At 42.0% G+C, this 16,568-nt stretch carries 11 protein-coding genes and 1 pseudogene; 7 read left to right on the forward strand and 5 right to left on the reverse strand.

Features of this window, described 5'->3' with window-relative positions:
* A pseudogene (locus RHS_RS27975) lies at window positions 1-795 on the reverse strand (tetratricopeptide repeat protein); the annotation flags it as partial.
* 967 nt (window positions 796-1,762) lie between these two features.
* On the reverse strand, window positions 1,763-2,980 hold the full coding sequence (locus RHS_RS27980) for an AraC family transcriptional regulator (RefSeq protein ID WP_047835039.1): 1,218 nt from the start codon (window positions 2,978-2,980) through the stop codon (window positions 1,763-1,765).
* Between the two features lie 200 nt (window positions 2,981-3,180).
* Here RHS_RS27980 and uidA point away from each other — a divergent pair, with 200 nt between their 5' ends.
* The 5 genes from uidA (at window position 3,181) to RHS_RS28005 (ending at window position 10,947) form a co-directional block, all read left to right on the forward strand.
* A complete protein-coding gene (uidA, locus tag RHS_RS27985; RefSeq protein WP_395023619.1) occupies window positions 3,181-5,007 on the forward strand; it encodes a beta-glucuronidase in 1,827 nt (608 codons plus the stop codon).
* A 34-nt stretch (window positions 5,008-5,041) separates the two neighbouring features.
* On the forward strand, window positions 5,042-6,442 hold the full coding sequence (locus RHS_RS27990) for an MFS transporter (RefSeq protein ID WP_027295338.1): 1,401 nt from the start codon (window positions 5,042-5,044) through the stop codon (window positions 6,440-6,442).
* 25 nt (window positions 6,443-6,467) lie between these two features.
* On the forward strand, window positions 6,468-7,319 hold the full coding sequence (locus RHS_RS27995) for an HAD hydrolase-like protein (RefSeq protein WP_047835044.1): 852 nt from the start codon (window positions 6,468-6,470) through the stop codon (window positions 7,317-7,319).
* 12 nt (window positions 7,320-7,331) lie between these two features.
* On the forward strand, window positions 7,332-9,029 hold the full coding sequence (locus RHS_RS28000) for a glycoside hydrolase family 3 protein (protein WP_047835041.1): 1,698 nt from the start codon (window positions 7,332-7,334) through the stop codon (window positions 9,027-9,029).
* Window positions 9,030-9,156: 127 nt separating this feature from the next.
* Complete coding sequence (locus RHS_RS28005) at window positions 9,157-10,947, forward strand: glycoside hydrolase family 2 protein (protein ID WP_047835042.1); 1,791 nt, start codon at window positions 9,157-9,159, stop codon at window positions 10,945-10,947.
* A 129-nt stretch (window positions 10,948-11,076) separates the two neighbouring features.
* Here RHS_RS28005 and RHS_RS28010 read toward each other — a convergent pair whose 3' ends face one another.
* The gene (locus tag RHS_RS28010; protein WP_047835045.1) at window positions 11,077-11,715 is read right to left on the reverse strand and encodes a copper homeostasis protein CutC; all 639 of its coding nucleotides are present in this window, start codon (window positions 11,713-11,715) and stop codon (window positions 11,077-11,079) included.
* A gap of 103 nt (window positions 11,716-11,818) precedes the next feature.
* Window positions 11,819-11,992, reverse strand: a complete 174-nt coding sequence (locus RHS_RS32215; protein ID WP_156042980.1) for a hypothetical protein — start codon at window positions 11,990-11,992, stop codon at window positions 11,819-11,821.
* Between the two features lie 204 nt (window positions 11,993-12,196).
* Here RHS_RS32215 and RHS_RS28015 point away from each other — a divergent pair, with 204 nt between their 5' ends.
* Together RHS_RS28015 and RHS_RS28020 are read left to right on the forward strand one after the other, a co-directional pair.
* Window positions 12,197-12,595 (forward strand): GntR family transcriptional regulator, encoded by a 399-nt coding sequence (locus tag RHS_RS28015; RefSeq protein ID WP_027295343.1) that lies wholly within the window; start codon window positions 12,197-12,199, stop codon window positions 12,593-12,595.
* Entirely contained in the window at window positions 12,592-13,998 is a 1,407-nt protein-coding gene (locus RHS_RS28020; RefSeq protein ID WP_047835043.1) for a PH domain-containing protein, read from the forward strand. The genes RHS_RS28015 and RHS_RS28020 overlap by 4 nt, the downstream gene beginning before the upstream one ends.
* Before the next feature lie 162 nt (window positions 13,999-14,160).
* On the opposite strand, the gene RHS_RS32220 is transcribed toward RHS_RS28020, so the two are convergent.
* Window positions 14,161-16,568, reverse strand: a 2,408-nt coding sequence (locus tag RHS_RS32220; protein ID WP_395023620.1) for an alpha-L-rhamnosidase C-terminal domain-containing protein, incomplete at its 5' end; no start/stop codon positions are given.

Raw genomic sequence — 16,568 nt, forward strand, 5'->3', positions numbered from 1 at the left:
GCCATAGTTGTCTGACTCTTGCTTATGCATTGCTACAGACGCTGCAATCTCCCGCTCCGTAGCTGCAATTATATTAGCCGCCAACGCTTCCTCTTGTGTCTCCGGCATCCCTTTCAGAATTTCCTTTTCTAACTTAGGAACTGCTTTTGTCACTGTTTCTTCTTTCGTCTTTATATCAACAATTCCACTGGGATTATCATAGATTGTCTGCTGTTCCGGAGTCAGCGGAACATAATTTCTCTTAAGCTCTAATGCCTTTACCACATATTTTCCATTGTGGAACCAAAGCGTAATATCATCACACTCTTCAATACATTTTTCAACAAATCCGGCCTTGTGGTACAACTTTGCAAGTTCATATGCCCACTGTTCCGTGTATTCCTTATGCTTATATTCTTCCAGGATCTCAATCTGTTCCTCCAGAGACGATCCTCTGCCCTTATATAATTTATATTTTAGAACATATTTACTGTTATCATTTGGTGCTGCATTCACGAATTCGGTATAGAATTCAACAGCTTCGTCAAACTCCCGCATTTTAATTGCAACTTCTGTTAAACGGTAAAGTATACTTCTGACCATTGGAGAACGGCGGTATGCACGCAGTAAGATCTGCTTGCTGTCTTCCAATTGTCCATTTGCTTCATATATTTCGCTAATCATGCATAAGGTACGTACATTTCTGACACGTTTCCACTCAATTGAGTCTGCTATTTTAGCTGCTTCATCATATTCTTCCTGTTCAGCCAGTCTGGTTATTTCTTCCAGCTTCGCATTATATTCAAATTTATCCAAATTTTTCACCTCTTAGTTTGGGTCTGCATAGTATTCTACATAATTGCCTTAAGTGTACCATACCTGATTTTCGTTGTCAAAACCAAAACCATGATTTCATTATATTTTCACAAAAAATAGCCGCTATCATGCGGATAACGGCTATTGGTAACTTTTATCATTATTTAATTGTAATTTATATTTTATAAATCGGAGGTTCATCTTTTTATTTCCTGCATCTCTATTTGAGATATATTTAAAAATTATTTAAATATATGAAATTATTCACTCAAAGCTTTCGACTATATCTTTCGCAAATATTGATCTCCTATATGTTCGCTTATACAAGTTCTCTAAATATATGAATACCCTTATTATGAATGGATTGATTTATCAGAATAGACATTCTTATAAATAATATCTTATTTATAATCTAAAGTATTGATATATCTTCGTTGATTATATAAACTACTGATATTTTTTAATAACTGTTTCTTCACACAGTTGTTAAAAACCTTTGAACTACTATGTGGTAAATCCTTCAATATGGTGACAATTTATATTCTTTATCCATAAATTCCAACTTCTAATCTCTCCGATTATCTGACGTCTACCCGATTCCTTTGGATCCTTTTATATGTGATAAAGGTCTTTCTCGCAGGAAACAACTGTCATACCACAACCATATTGAACTGACACTATAGAAACTGTGTCCACTGGACTCGACCTCCTCTTCCTTAACATTTCAACAAGTTTTAATATTTAAAACAACTACATGCCTTATTCAAATAATCGTTCCAGGATTTCTCGTCTCCTTTGGATTTATCTATAAGTACATGTTTTGTTGATGAGGTTATAATACCACACGAGACTTTATTTGTCAACACTATTTCCAAAATTAATTCCAATAAATTTTTAATATGATATTTACGCTTATTGACACTGTTAATTATGTATATTATATATAATTTTCTGTTAATTTGAAAAGTCAGTTTTTTTGTATAGCTTTTCGGTATCCGCTGGGGGTGTATCCTACCTGTTTCTTAAAAAGCTTGGAAAAATAATTAACATCTGAGATTCCTACGTAGTATGCGATATCCTGCACCTGCATGTCTCCGGTATTTAACAGCTTTAATGCGGCATCTATGCGCTGTTTGTTTACATAATCTGTAAGGGTTCCTCCCGTTTCTTTTTTGAACAGGGAGGATAGGTAACTGGGATTGACATTAAACAGCGCTGCAATGTCTTTTAATCCAAGAGGGCTGCTCAGATTCAGATTAATATAATCAATTGCCTTTCTGATAATCGGGCTATGGTTTCTCAGGGACTGATTTCTGACCAGAATGCAGTATTTTCTGATCATCTCCAGATTTATATTTTCAATCTGCTTCGTTGAAATAGCTGATTCTATTTTCAGCGCATACCGGTGCGAGATTTCATCCAGATATACGGGATGGACGTAACTCGTCTCTGATGCTTTCCTCAAGAGGGTATTTAAAACGAAGGAGAGATTTTTTCTGTCTCTGAGCGGATCTTTGTTGCGCTGGGATATCCGGTAACTGGAAAAATTATGGTAGGCAATTACCGCCTCCTCCTGATTTCCCTTTTTTACCGCCTTTAAAAATTCATTTTCCTTATCATACCTCTCTTTTATTACATGGATGGAAAAATACATATCCGGTCCGGGAACAAAGGAATCCATGTTTTGACCCTTCTCCTGGTCTTCCAGAAATTCTATGCGGCAATCCTCTTCCTCCTGGTACAGAAAAGATGCCAGAATATGTAAGGCGGAAATTACCTTAGCATGATCTGCAATCTGAAGGACATTATAAAAGTTTTTAAGCGCTGTCATGGTACTTCCGGTCAATTGGTTCTGGGCAATAACTTTTGTATAAAACCCTTCATCCGGATTCTCGGTGAGATATGGCCCAATGATTATATAGGGATAGTCTGACCCCTCAGGCAGCTTCATAAATATATAGTAAAGCGAAAAGTTATCCGACAGACAATAGAATACTTTTTCTTCCATATATACGGTATATCTCCCGAAATAGGCTTCGTAGTCAAAATCCGGATCCAGCATTTTACGAAGAGAGAGATCAGTGCTTTCCCAGCCCTGCTCTGCGGGATCAAACAGCTGCGCCGGAACCCCTGCCGCTGCGCGTATCATATTTTTTGTAAACTGCAGTACATCTTTTATGTTCATAAGATTCTCCTTTTTTATAGGGTAAATTCCCGGCAGCCTTTAACCGCTTGTCCCAATATAAGTATCAAATTTATATTTAAACTTATTTTACCTAAAAATTTTACGGATTTCAATAAAAATTATCCTTAGGTAATTTCTGAATTTATGGTAATTTATATGCAAGAACCAGAGCACATTTGCACATGAAGGAGGAAATATATATGAATTCTATGTTATATCCAAAAACAAGCAGAACGCGCAGGATCGTCGATATGAACGGCCTTTGGAAGTTTTGTTTTGATCCTGAATCGGAAGGACTGAAAAACAACTGGAAAAATGGGCTTGATCCCAAACGCACCATGGAGATGCCTGTACCCGCAAGTTTTAATGATTTTTTTACAGACAAAGATTCCAGAGAATATACGGGTGACTTCTGGTATGAAACTTCGGTATTTGTTCCCGGAGAGTGGGAGGGGAAAAATATCGGCCTCCGTTTTGACTGTGCAACCCATCGTGCGGTTGTTTTTGTAAACGGTGAAAAAATCGCAACTCATGAAGGTGGCTTTCTTCCCTTTACCGCCAGAATAAATAAAGTTGTTAAGTGGAACGAACCCAACCGGGTTGTTGTCTGCCTCAATAACGAGTTAAGCTATACAACTCTGCCTGCAGGATCGACAAAGGTTTTCTCAGATGGAACAAAAATGTCGAAGCCTTTTTTTGACTTCTATAACTATGCAGGACTTCAGAGACCAGTACGTCTGGTGGTAACACCCAAAGATGAAATCGTTGATTTTTCTGTAAAACACAGCCTGGAAGGTTCTGACTCCATAACGGAATATAAGGTGACCGCAGACTCTGACAAAGAGATACTGATTCAGGTATATGACGAAAACCGGAAACTGGTTGCAACTGCATCCGGGGATAAAGGTGTCATTCGAATATCCAATGTACGGCTCTGGGAAGTCAGAGATGCTTATCTGTATACTTTCCGTATCTTATTAATGGATCAGGAGATGATTGCCGATGAGTATGAAGAGGAAATAGGTATTCGTACGATAGAGGTGAAGGACACTGATATTCTGATCAACAGCAAACCTGTTTACTTAAAGGGATTTGGGAAACACGAAGACAGTGAAATCAATGGCAGGGGATTCAATCTCGCTGTAGTCAAAAGAGATTTTGAGCTGATGAAGTGGATTGGCGCCAATTCATTCCGCACCTCACACTACCCCTATGCGGAAGAAATTATTCAGATGGCTGACCGGGAAGGATTCCTGGTTATTGATGAAGTTGCTGCAGTTGGATTCTTTGAAAGCCTGATGAACTTTATGGAAGCATCCACCGGAAAACAGACAGCGTTTTTTAGCCGGGAAATTGTGCAGACCGAGACAAAAGCAAATCACAAGGCAGCTCTTAGCGAACTTATTGCCCGTGATAAGAACCATGCCTGTGTAATTGCCTGGAGTCTGATGAATGAGCCGGAGACAACCAGCGAATCTGCCGTTCCTTATTTTAAAGAAATCTTCGACTTGGCAAGAGAACTGGATCCACAGAAACGTCCCCGGACTTTTGCAATGGTCATGAACTCTACTCCCAACGCATGTAAATGCTATTCCTTCCCCGATATTCTTTCACTTAACCGCTATTATGGCTGGTACAACCGGGGCGGTTACGAAATGATGGAGGCAAAGGAAGCTTTCATCCGGGAAATGGACCAATGGCAGGAACTTGGTTTAAACAAACCCTTCCTCTTTACAGAATTCGGTGCGGATACAATGGCGGGAATCCACAAGCTTCCAAGCGTAATGTGGAGTGAAGAATATCAGGAAGAATATCTGCGTATGCAGTTTGAAGTCTTTGATTCTTATGATTTTGTAAAGGGCGAGCAGGTCTGGAATTTTGCAGACTTTCAGACTACAGAAGGCATTATGAGGGTAAACGGAAACAAAAAAGGTATTTTTACAAGAAACCGGCAGCCAAAAGCTGTTGCGTATGTTTTCAAAAAAAGGTGGGAGAATCTTCCCGTGAACTATAAAAGTATCTTATAAATTATATAACAGAAAGGAAACAGGGGGTTTTGATATGACGCAGAAATTTGGATTAAAAGATAAAATCGGATATATGTTCGGAGATTTTGGAAATGACTTCTTTTTCATATTTGCCAGTAGTTTTCTGATGGTGTTCTACACCAAGGTACTTGGCATTGGCGCAGGAGCAGTTGGTACATTGTTCCTGGTAGCCCGCTTTATAGATGCTTTTACTGATATCAGCATGGGACGTCTCGTAGATATCCTGCTGCCTGCTAAAGACGGGAAATTCCGACCCTGGATACGGAGAATGTGTATTCCTGTAGTAATTGCCGGTACACTGCTGTTTGTTCCATGGATTGCTTCACTTCCCTATGGTGCCCGTCTGGTCTATATCTACATCACATATATTTTATGGGGAAGCATTTGCTATACCGCCATTAACATCCCATATGGCTCCATGGCATCCGCACTTACTTCTGATCCCCTGGAGCGCAGCGCTTTATCTACTTTTAGAAGTGTGGGTGCCGCCCTGGCAAACATTATCGTAAGCGTTGGCGTTCCACTTATTGTTTACCAGTACGATGCATCCGGTAACCAGGTTGTAATACCGCAGCGTTTCTTCATTATTGCCTGTGTATTCGCTGTTGCTGCACTCATTTGCTATATTCTCTGTTATAAACTGACCAATGAACGTGTTGTAATCTCATCTGAGAAAAAGGAAAAGGTTGGTTTTGCAAAGACTGTCACTGCACTAGCTCGTAATAAAAGCCTCCTTGCCATTATTGGTGCCGCTATTGTACTTCTGCTTTCGATGCTGCTTGCACAGAGCATGAACACTTATCTGTTTATGGATTACTTTAAAAATAAATCAGCCATGTCCGTTGCAGGTTTCTTTAACGCTGCCGCCACTTTGGTACTTGCGCCCTTTTCCACAAAAATCATTAAACGCTTTGGGAAAAAAGAAGCTTCTTCCATTGCTGTATTGTTTGCCGCTGTAATGTATTTTATTATGTTCTTTGTCCGTTTTACCAATCCCTGGTTCTTCTGTGTCTTCATTGCCCTCGGAAACCTGGGTACCGGATTATTCAATCTGATGATCTGGGCATTTATCACCGATATTATTGATTATCAGGAAGTCCGGTCCGGAAGCCGTGATGACGGAACCGTATACGCTGTATATTCCTTTGCCAGAAAAATAGGGCAGGCGCTTGCCGGCGGACTGGGCGGATGGACACTGGCTGCAATCGGATATCAGTCATCTGTTGGAGGGGAAACCGTAGTTCAAACCACCAGTGTAGTTAATAACATCTATTCCGTGGCAACTCTTGCCCCCGCTGTATGCTATCTCATTGTGGGACTGATTCTGCTGTTCTGGTATCCGTTAACAAAAAAGAAAGTGCTGGAAAACAGCCGTATCCTGGAGGAACGCAGATCTCAAAATACAAATGCCTGATATTACAGGCAGACAAGGAGCTACCATGGTTTATACAGAAATGAACAGTGGATTTCAAAAAAGCAAGGACTATCTGGTATGTGTGGATTCTGACGGATGCGCTATGGACACTATGGATATCAAGCATACCGCATGTTTTGGTCCCTGTATGATAGCCGAGTGGAATCTTACCCCTTTTAGAGCAGAACTGCTCAGGCGCTGGAATCAGATAAACCTCTATACCGTGACAAGAGGCATTAACCGTTTTAAGGGTCTTAGCAAAATGCTTCAGGAGGTAAACACCTCTTATACCCGGGTTGAAAATATAGATGCTCTTGTCCGGTGGGTGGAGGAAGCCAGTGAACTGTCCAACCGTTCACTGGCAAATGCAATAAATGAGAATAACAGCCCGATTCTAAAAAAGGCATATGCCTGGTCACACGCCGTGAATCAGGCAATTGCCAAACTGCCACGGGAGCAGATAAAACCCTTTGCAGGTGTTAACCGGGCTCTGGCAGCTGCCCATTCGTGGGCAGATATCGCCGTTGTCTCTTCTGCAAACCGAAAAGCCGTTGAGGATGAATGGTCCAGATACAATTTGATTGAACATACTGACCTGGTTCTGGCACAGGATGCCGGCACAAAAACCCACTGCATTAAAGAGCTATGCCAAAAAGGCTATTCACCGGAAAACATCATTATGATTGGCGATGCCCCCGGTGACGCTGACGCTGCACTGGATAACGGAGTTCTGTATTTTCCCATTCTGGTGCGGCTGGAGCAAAAATCCTGGGAAACATTCCTTCATACAGCCCTTCCGAAATTTCTGGACGGCACCTATCAGGGAAAATACCAGCAGTCACTTTTAAAAGCTTTCTACGATAATCTATCTGAATAATAGGAGGAGCAAATGGTAAACTTAAAAGAAAAGCCTTATTATCTATCCGAAGAAGACATCCGCTGGGTAGAAGAAACAATACAAAATATGACGGATGAAGAAAAAACCGGACAACTTTTTGTAAATATGGTTACTGACCGTGATCCGTCAGCATTAAAAGAAGTTCTGAACCGCTATCATGTAGGTGCAATCCGGTATCACAATGCTTCAAAAGAAGAAATCTATGAGCAGAATAAAGTCCTCCAGGAAAACACAAAGATTCCACTCCTGATTGCCTCCAACTGCGAGGCCGGCGGTAACGGGGGTGTTGATGGAGGTACCGCCATTGCAAACGGTGCTGCCGTTGCAGCTGCCGATGATGAAGAACTTGCCTATGAGGTGGCAAAGATTGGCGCCCTGGAGAGCACAGCTATTGGCTGCAACTGGAATTTTGCGCCCATTGTGGATCTTCTCTATAACTGGAGGAATACCATTGTACAGCTTCGAGCATTTAACAACAGCCCTGATGACACCATCCGGTATGCCAGAGCGTTCCACAAAGGTACCAGAACACAGAATATCGCTACCTGCTGTAAGCATTTTCCAGGCGATGGTACGGAGGAAAATGACCAGCATCTGTTAATGGGCATTAACAATATGACCTGTGAAGAATGGGATGAGACTTATGGAAAAGTCTATAAAACATTGATAGATGATGGCGTTATGACCATAATGGCAGGACATATTGCCCTCCCTGCCTACAGCAAAAAACTGTGTCCCTCCATGCAGGATAAAGATATTCTCCCGGCAACACTGGCTCCTGAACTGATTAACGGACTGTTAAAAGATAAATTAGGATTTAACGGGCTTGTGGTAACCGATGCCTCACACATGATTGGCATGTATGCAGCAATGCCCCGCCGGGAACAGGTACCGGGAGCAATTGCCGCAGGCTGTGATATGTATCTGTTCTTCAACGATATGGAAGAAGACTTTGGCTACATGCTGGAGGGTTACCGCAAAGGCATTATTACCGAAGACCGGATGAACGACGCACTCCACCGCATTTTAGGTATTAAGGCCGCACTGGGACTGCACAAACGTCAGGCCTGCGGTTCTCTGGTACCTCCACAAGATGGAATTTCTGTTGTAGGAAGCGAAGAACACCACAGGGCCGCGGTACTGGCGGCGGACAAATTTGTTACTCTGGTAAAGGATACCGGGCACTATCTCCCCGTAACACCTGACAAATACAAGCGGATAAAGCTGGTATTTATATCAGGTGAAGGTACGGTAATTGCCGGGAAATTAACTGCTGATAACAGCGATGAGATTAAGAAGAATCTGATCCGGATATTAGAATCCAAAGGTTTTGAGGCAGACGGGGAAACTCCTCCCCAAAAGGGTAAAATGGAAGATTTCAAGAGTAAATATGATGCCTGCCTGGTTGTGATGAATGTGGTTGGTTTTGCACAGTATAATACCATGCGCATTAAATGGGCTAATCCCTGCGACCAGCCCTGGTATGTCTCGGAAATACCTACGGTCTTTTTATCCCTTGGCTTTACCAATCACCTGATTGACGTTCCTATGGCAAAAACATATATCAATGCCTATCTCAACTCAGATGAAGCCATAAATGCAGCAATAGAAAAAATGATGGGAATATCAGAATTCAAAGGACGTTACAACGAAAATGTATTTTGTGAAAGATGGGATACACGGATCTGAGTCCGGAGGAAGTCTGAAAAAAAGTGACTATATCTCCTTTCTTTCCAAAATTTTAAAAAGATGTCTGCACATACTTTTTTGTGCTATAATCTAACATATCAATTTACTAAATAAAGGGGATGTTTTCATGAATCTGATAGATGCAGTTTCTTCTCTGCAGCTTTTTAAACGAAAAGAAACACCAAAAAAAATAACTACCGTTTGGGGCGAACAGCTTGACCCGGAGCACGTATTAGAGGAATATCCACGTCCACAGCTTAAGAGGAATGCCTGGATTAATTTGAATGGCTATTGGAATTACCGGATTACGAAAGAAAAGAAATATCCCGGCAACATAAAGGATCAGATTCTGGTGCCTTTTTCCCCGGAAGCAAGCCTTTCCCAGGTAAACCATATGCTATTGCCTGATGAATATCTGTGGTATGAAAAAAGTTTTGATTTGGAGGACTTTCCCTCCCGGTATCCGGATAAACGGCTTATACTCCATTTTGGTGCAGTGGACCAGACCTGTGCTGTCTGGTGCAATAAAAAATTTGTATGCAGCCATCGGGGTGGCTATCTTCCATTTTCAGCAGAACTCACACCCTATCTGCGCCAGGGTGTAAATACAATTACGGTAAGAGTACAGGATGAAACGGATACTTCCTTTCAAAGCCGCGGAAAGCAGACCTTACGTCCGGGCGGTATGTTCTATACTCCGCAGAGCGGAATCTGGCAGACGGTGTGGATGGAATGGGTGCCCGAAAATTATATAACAGAGTTAAGCATTACGCCGCTGTTTGATGAATCTTCCGCTATCGTGGAAATTACAATGAAGGAGGACTCTTCCTGCGAAAAGAAAATTGAAGTGTACGCAGATGGCAGAGAAGTGTACTCCGGGCAAACAACGTCAGGCATACTTTCTATTCCCATCCGTGATCTTCGTCCATGGTCACCGGAGTCACCTTTCCTATACGATCTTACAATTACAGCCGGAAGTGACAGCATATGCAGTTACTTCGCAATGCGCAAATTTTCTGCCCGTACGGATTCTAAGGGAATTCCCAGACTCTGCCTGAACAATCAGCCTTATTTTCAAAACGGGGTCCTGGATCAGGGCTACTGGCCCGACGGCTTGTACACGCCCCCTTCTGACGATGCCATGATCTTCGACATACAGTCTATGAAGGATCTGGGATTTAATATGATCCGCAAGCATATTAAAATAGAACCCCTGCGCTGGTACTACCACTGTGACCGTCTGGGAATGATTGTCTGGCAGGACATCGTAAATGGAGGCGGACGCTCTTATCTCACTTTTTTGTGCTACCTGCCCACACTTCTTCCTTTTGTAACCGCACATTTTAAAGACAGCCATTATAAACTGTTTTCACGCTGTGATGCAAAAGGAAAGAAACTCTGGCTGCGGGAATGCAAATCCACAGTCCGGCATCTCTATAACTGCCCCTGTATTGGTCTGTGGACTGCTTTTAACGAAGGATGGGGACAATTTGATGCCGTAAAGGTCACAAATCTTATTCACTCTCTGGACAATACCCGTCCGGTAGATCATGCAAGCGGCTGGTATGACCAGCACTGTGGTGATATCAAAAGCGTTCACAACTACTTCCGCCCCATCAAGGCAGCGCTGGACAGCAGGCCTTTTGTATTATCTGAGTATGGCGGTTATATCTGCCATATACCGGAACATTCCTATTCACAGCAGGTATTTGGTTATTTAAAATGCAAGGACACCGATGAGTTTACCCGTAAGTTTTATGACGTCATGAAGGAAATCAAAGAAGCCAATAAAGAAGGACTCTGCGCCGCAGTTTATACACAGGTCTCAGATGTAGAAGAAGAGGCCAACGGATTGTTCACCTACGACCGCAAGGTATGTAAAGTGACCGATACCCCCCATGGCCAGAAGCAGCGGTAATGATATATCCTGCACCAATAGTCGTCTATTATAATTACTTATATAAAGAATCCTGTACAGCAAAAAAGCGGTAGTTTCACTGATAACAGTCAAACCACCGCTTTTTCATATATTTTTCATGCCTGTTTCTTATATAATATCTACTATCTTTGTTCCATGAATTTCTTTAAATCCCAGCTTCTGATGCAGTTCTTCTACATTTGCGCTGGTAACTCCGCCGCCCGGCATGATAATAATTCTTTCCCCTGCATAATCCAGCAGTCTTTTTAAGTTATCCACATTGTCCCCGATTTTGGTGCCGCCTTTTCCACCATGGGTCAGAATCCTGTCCACATGATGTGCGCAAAGCCAGTCAATGGCTTTTGGCTGAAGATCATAAGGAATCTGGTCAAATGCCATATGGAAGGTCACCAGAAGGCCTTCTGCTTCAGCCAGCAATACTTCCAGCATTTCCTCATCCAGCCAGCAGTCTTCTGTCAGCGCACCAATTACAATACCTGCTGCCCCGGCTTCTTTTGCAATTTCTATATCCCTTAACATCATCTTTAATTCTACGTCATTATAGTGAAAATTTCCTTTTCTGGGTCTGATGATACACATAACAGGAATATTTTTTTCTTTTCCCAGATTTATCGCCGCCTCCATTACACCCAGGCTTACGGTGGTCCCCCCCTCTGCCAGATTATCACAGAGTTCTATGCGGTTACCTCCATTTTTAATTGCATTTGGTATATCCGTGTAATTTTCCACACATACTTCTTTTATCATTTTATCCAATTGTATTACAGGCTTGTACAGCAATTCATATCGCTTAAATTTACAATAGCGTGTCTGAAAGCGTGTTTAAAAGTCTGCATAACATCCTTTCCATTTAATTTTTATGCGCACGCTCACTGATCATCTCCAGCGCTCCTGCATCCAGCGTAATTTCATCTAAATCATTTATATTATCCAGCACATCATCCAGCATATAGGAGAATGCCTCTGCACCTTCAAGTTCTACGTTTTCATCGTCGTCATCATCTTTTCTTGCAAAAAATCCCATGCTAAATTCCTCCTGATTATTGATATTTTATTACTATTTTAAACTGAATTGTAACACAGGCATTTTCTAAATTCAATGTAAAACCTGTGAACTTTTTATTATCTTACACAAATACTTGATTCTATTTGTATTATATATTATAATACAAATAATACATAATCGTATATAGAAACCGTATGAGTAAAATAACAAAGGAGGGTTCACATGCTTATAACATTAGACTTTTCCAGCTCTGTCCCCATCTATGTCCAGCTGCGCAATCAAATCGTAATGGGTATCGGGAAAGGACACCTTAAAATTGGTGAATCCCTTCCCACTGTCCGCCAGCTTGCACAGGATGCGGGGGTCAACACTATGACGGTAAATAAAACGTATCAGATATTAAAACAGGAAGGCTATATTGAAATTGACCGCAGGCACGGTGCCAAGGTGTCATCCTGCCTGGATATGAATCAGGAATTTGAAGAAAAACTGACTTATGAACTGGAGCTGCTAAGCGCCCAGGCTGCATTAAAAGGCTATGGTAAAGCAGAATTTATGGATATTTGCAGCCGGATGTTTGACGAAATGCATGTGACTGCATGTGAAGGGAGCGCACTATGATGATGACAATTATTATATTATTTTGCAGTATTACAATTCTGGCTGCCTGCCATTTCACCTATAAGTCTGCTGCAAAATATAACGGGAATCTGCTGCTGGGTGTAACACTGCCTGCATACGAAGCGCAGTCTGTTGAAGTTATGGCAATTGTATCCGCTTTTAAAAAAGCACTGAATCTTCATTCCTTGATCGGAGCATTACTTCATATTCCCATTTTTATTATATTATGGTTCTCCTACATGTCGGTATTTTTGATTCTGTATATACTGTGGTGTGTTTATTACATGGGCGGCTGTATGTACCTCTATAAAAAGTACTTTTTACAGCTTTATAATATGAAAAAGGAAAAGAATTGGTTTAGCGGTGAAAAACTTCATATAGCAGTCATTGACTCCCGTGTAAGTGCAGCAAAAGACAAAATGCCAGTAACCGCCTGGTGGTTTGTTCCTGCATTTCTCATCTGTATGATTCCGCTTTTATATCCCGGAGGACTTTCCTATTTCCAATCAGGTCTCGATGGCTTTTTTCTTTTTCTGCTGCCATTTTTGCTGAAAATTCTTTTTCTTATTTTATACAACGCCTTTGCCAAAAGAAGAACTGTCACCTATAGCAAAGACTCAGACCTTAACATGGCCTGCAACAAAATGACAAAACGCTGCTGGTCCATATGCTGGATTCTGATTGCCATCATCGATTCTCTGTCTTTCCTGGTGCTGGACTGGATTATCCTGTCAGACCGTTTTCAAAGCACCTTTCTCTTCACAGCTTACATCCTGATACAGTCCCTGTGTATCTTAATCCTGCTGTATAGTGCATCTTACGTACGTAAACAGAGAATTTTACTGCTTTCTTCCGATAAGGAACCTCTGATGGTTGATGAGGATGACTACTGGAAAACGGGGTCATACAACAATCCCAACGACAACAGCCTGATTGCTCCCTGCCGCTACGGATCTAATCTTTCGTTTAACATGGCGCGGCCTGCTGCCAGAGTTATTACAGGCGGCCTTTATGTTTTCACTGCAGTTCTTTGTATCTGGCTGAGTATAGTATTTCTGCGGTTTGATTTTATTCCCTTCGATCTGCAGATTAAGGGAGAAACTGTATTCATTACGGCTGCGGAATATGATATACAGTTTCCATTATCCGAAGTGCAGGAAATAGAGTTAACCGACCAGGCTCCGCAGGGATCTTACTACAAAAATAATGGTGTGAACGCGCAGCAATACTTTTTGGGGAATTTTAAATACAAGGAATACGGGCAATGTAAAATGTATTACTACCGTGGCTGCACGCCTGTTATCAAAATTAAGACGGATCAGTATACCGTATTTCTTAATACGAAAGAAAGCAGTAAAACAAAATCAGTCTATCTAAAATTAGAGGCGGCTATGGGAAATTAGAATTGAAAAAAGCGGAGGATCTATTTTTCCTCCGCTTCCTTAGATTTTGTGATTTCTTTAGATTTTTTAATTCTCTTTAATTTTGTGCTTCCCTTAGATTTTGTGATTCCCTTACAATATGGAAGCCAATCATTATGGAGAGTATTAATTATATAGAAGGTATTATTTCACTTTCACTTGCTTCTTTGCGCTGTAATTGGTGTAAACCTTCTTTCCGTCAATTGTCTTATAAGCTCTTATACGCACAAAGTACGTCTTTTTGCTCTTAAGCTTTTTAATTGTCTTTACCGAAGCTCTTGTACCCTTCACAGTAAGCGTTTTCTTTCCCTTGAAGTTAGACTTAACAGCATATTGGATTTGATATCCATCTGCGCCCTTTACCCTCTTCCAGGTGATCTTTGCTTGTTTTTTCTTTGAACTACTGGCTGTTTTAATAGTTGCCTTTACATCTTCAAATTTTGTCTTCGCCAGGAGGTTTTCCATTTCTTTTTTCAGTTGACGCGCTTCTCCCAGAGCTTTTTCTGCTTCTGCTGCCTTTGCCTCTGCAATTTTTCGGGCTTCCTCTGCTTTTGCCTGAGCCTTCACAGCATCTTCCTTAGCTGCAATAGCTGCATCTTTCGCCGCTTCAGCCAGCTTCACCTGAGCCTCTGCGGACTCTACTGCCTTGTCTGCTGCATTTTTAGATTCTACTGCCGTATTTTTTGCCTGTAATGCTGCATCACGTGCTTCCTCTGCCTTCTTCTGGGCATCTATGGATCCATTCATGGCATCCTCTGCAGCCCTCTGGGCATCCTCTGCCATGGTTTTTGCATTCTCTGCTGCAGTTTGAGCTGTCTCTGCCAGTCCTTTTGCTGTCTCTGCATCCTTCTTAGCCTGTTCTGCCGCAACTTTTGCCAATGCTGCAGCTGCACTGTTCTCTCCGGATGTCTGCACCGCATTTTCTGCTTTCTTTTGTGCTTCCTCTGCTAATTTCTGTGCTGTCTCCGCTGATGTCTGTGCTTCCTCTGCCGCTGCCCGGGCTTCCTCTGCTGCCATACGGGCTTCTTCTGCCGCCTTCTGCGCTTCCTGTGCAGCGATCACTGCCGCATTTGATTTGGACTGGATCTCAAAGCTGTAGCTTCCTGCTTCCAGCTCAAATTTCGCACAGTCAGCTCCGTTTCTCGTCTCTCTTCCTGCGTAAACTGCGCCCTCCGGCAGTGCGAGGCTTTCCACCTGATTTTTATCCAGATTCAGATATAAGGTAGCGGTTGTATTAGCGGGTACTACTGCTGTATAAGAATTCATTTCTCCCTGATCCGAGGTCCACAGGCTTTCAATGGTACCATACATAGAGTCGTAGGAACCATTTACAAAGTCGATACGTCCCTCAGGATCTGCAGTCGGCTGCAGAATAAAATGTTTATAACCCGGATTTGCTTCGTCACTCTTAATACCAGCCATATAATTATACATCCATTCTACGCTGGCACCGTATGAGTAGTGGTTGAAGGAGTTCATGGAGCTGTCACCATATCCGTCTTTTACAGAATAAGAATTCCATCTCTCCCAGGTGGTTGTTGCACCATTTTTCACTGCGTACAGCCAGGATGGGTCTGTATCCTGCAGCATTAATGTGTAAGCTACATCGCCATATCCAAGATCCGTCAGGATCGGGAGGATTACGTTTACTCCCAGAAAACCAACAGACAGTGTATCTTCATCCTGACCCGGACGAATCTTGCCGTCTTTGTTTTCTATGTTAATGAGAAGATTTTTGATAAACGCATCTCTCATTTCATCGTTAGTGTAAAGGTTCAGCTTCAGTGCCCACAGAAGACCTGTCTGGGCATTGTCAGCCGACATTTTTGGCTTTGCAAACGGTAATACGAAGTCGTCCTTATTATCTGTCAGAAGATTGTAATTTTCATCTACATAAGTTGCAATAAATGATTCCTTCAGTTCTTCATATTTTCCTCTGTACTGCTCTGCTTTATCTGCTCTGCCGGTAAGCTGAGACATCTTCTCCATCAGAACACAGTCATAAATCTCATATACCACGTTCATAACAGGCAGCCTGGTGCCACAGTAAGCCAGCCAGTCACCGTAAAGCATCGTATTGTATTCACCAGCTGCCATATAAGCGTCCATCTGATCATAGCTGTTCTCAATAAAGCTGATATCACCTGTCTGCTGATACATTACCCATGGAATAATAATTCCTGCATCGCTCCATCCACAGTATTTACTGTCCACAGCACGATTCTTTGGCATAACATCTGCATAGAAATTGTTGGAGTTTTCTGCATAATCATTCATGATATCAATATAATTTTCCAGGAATGCATTTACATCGAAGTTTAGTGTTGCTGACTGGGCAAACAACTGCGCATCTCCTGTCCATCCTGCACGCTCATTACGCTGGGGGCAGTCTATGGGAATAGACAGATAATTACCCATTTCACTCCAAATGGTATTTTCTACGAAACGGTTTAAGTCGGAATCTGAAGTTGTGATATAACCGGTTCGATCGCTTACAGATGTAATCACACGTCCTCTTAAACTGTGAAGGGTGATATCTTTTGTTGCAGAAA

The organism is Robinsoniella sp. RHS, from assembly GCF_001029355.1.
GTDB classification, from domain to species: Bacteria; Bacillota; Clostridia; order Lachnospirales; family Lachnospiraceae; genus Robinsoniella; species Robinsoniella peoriensis.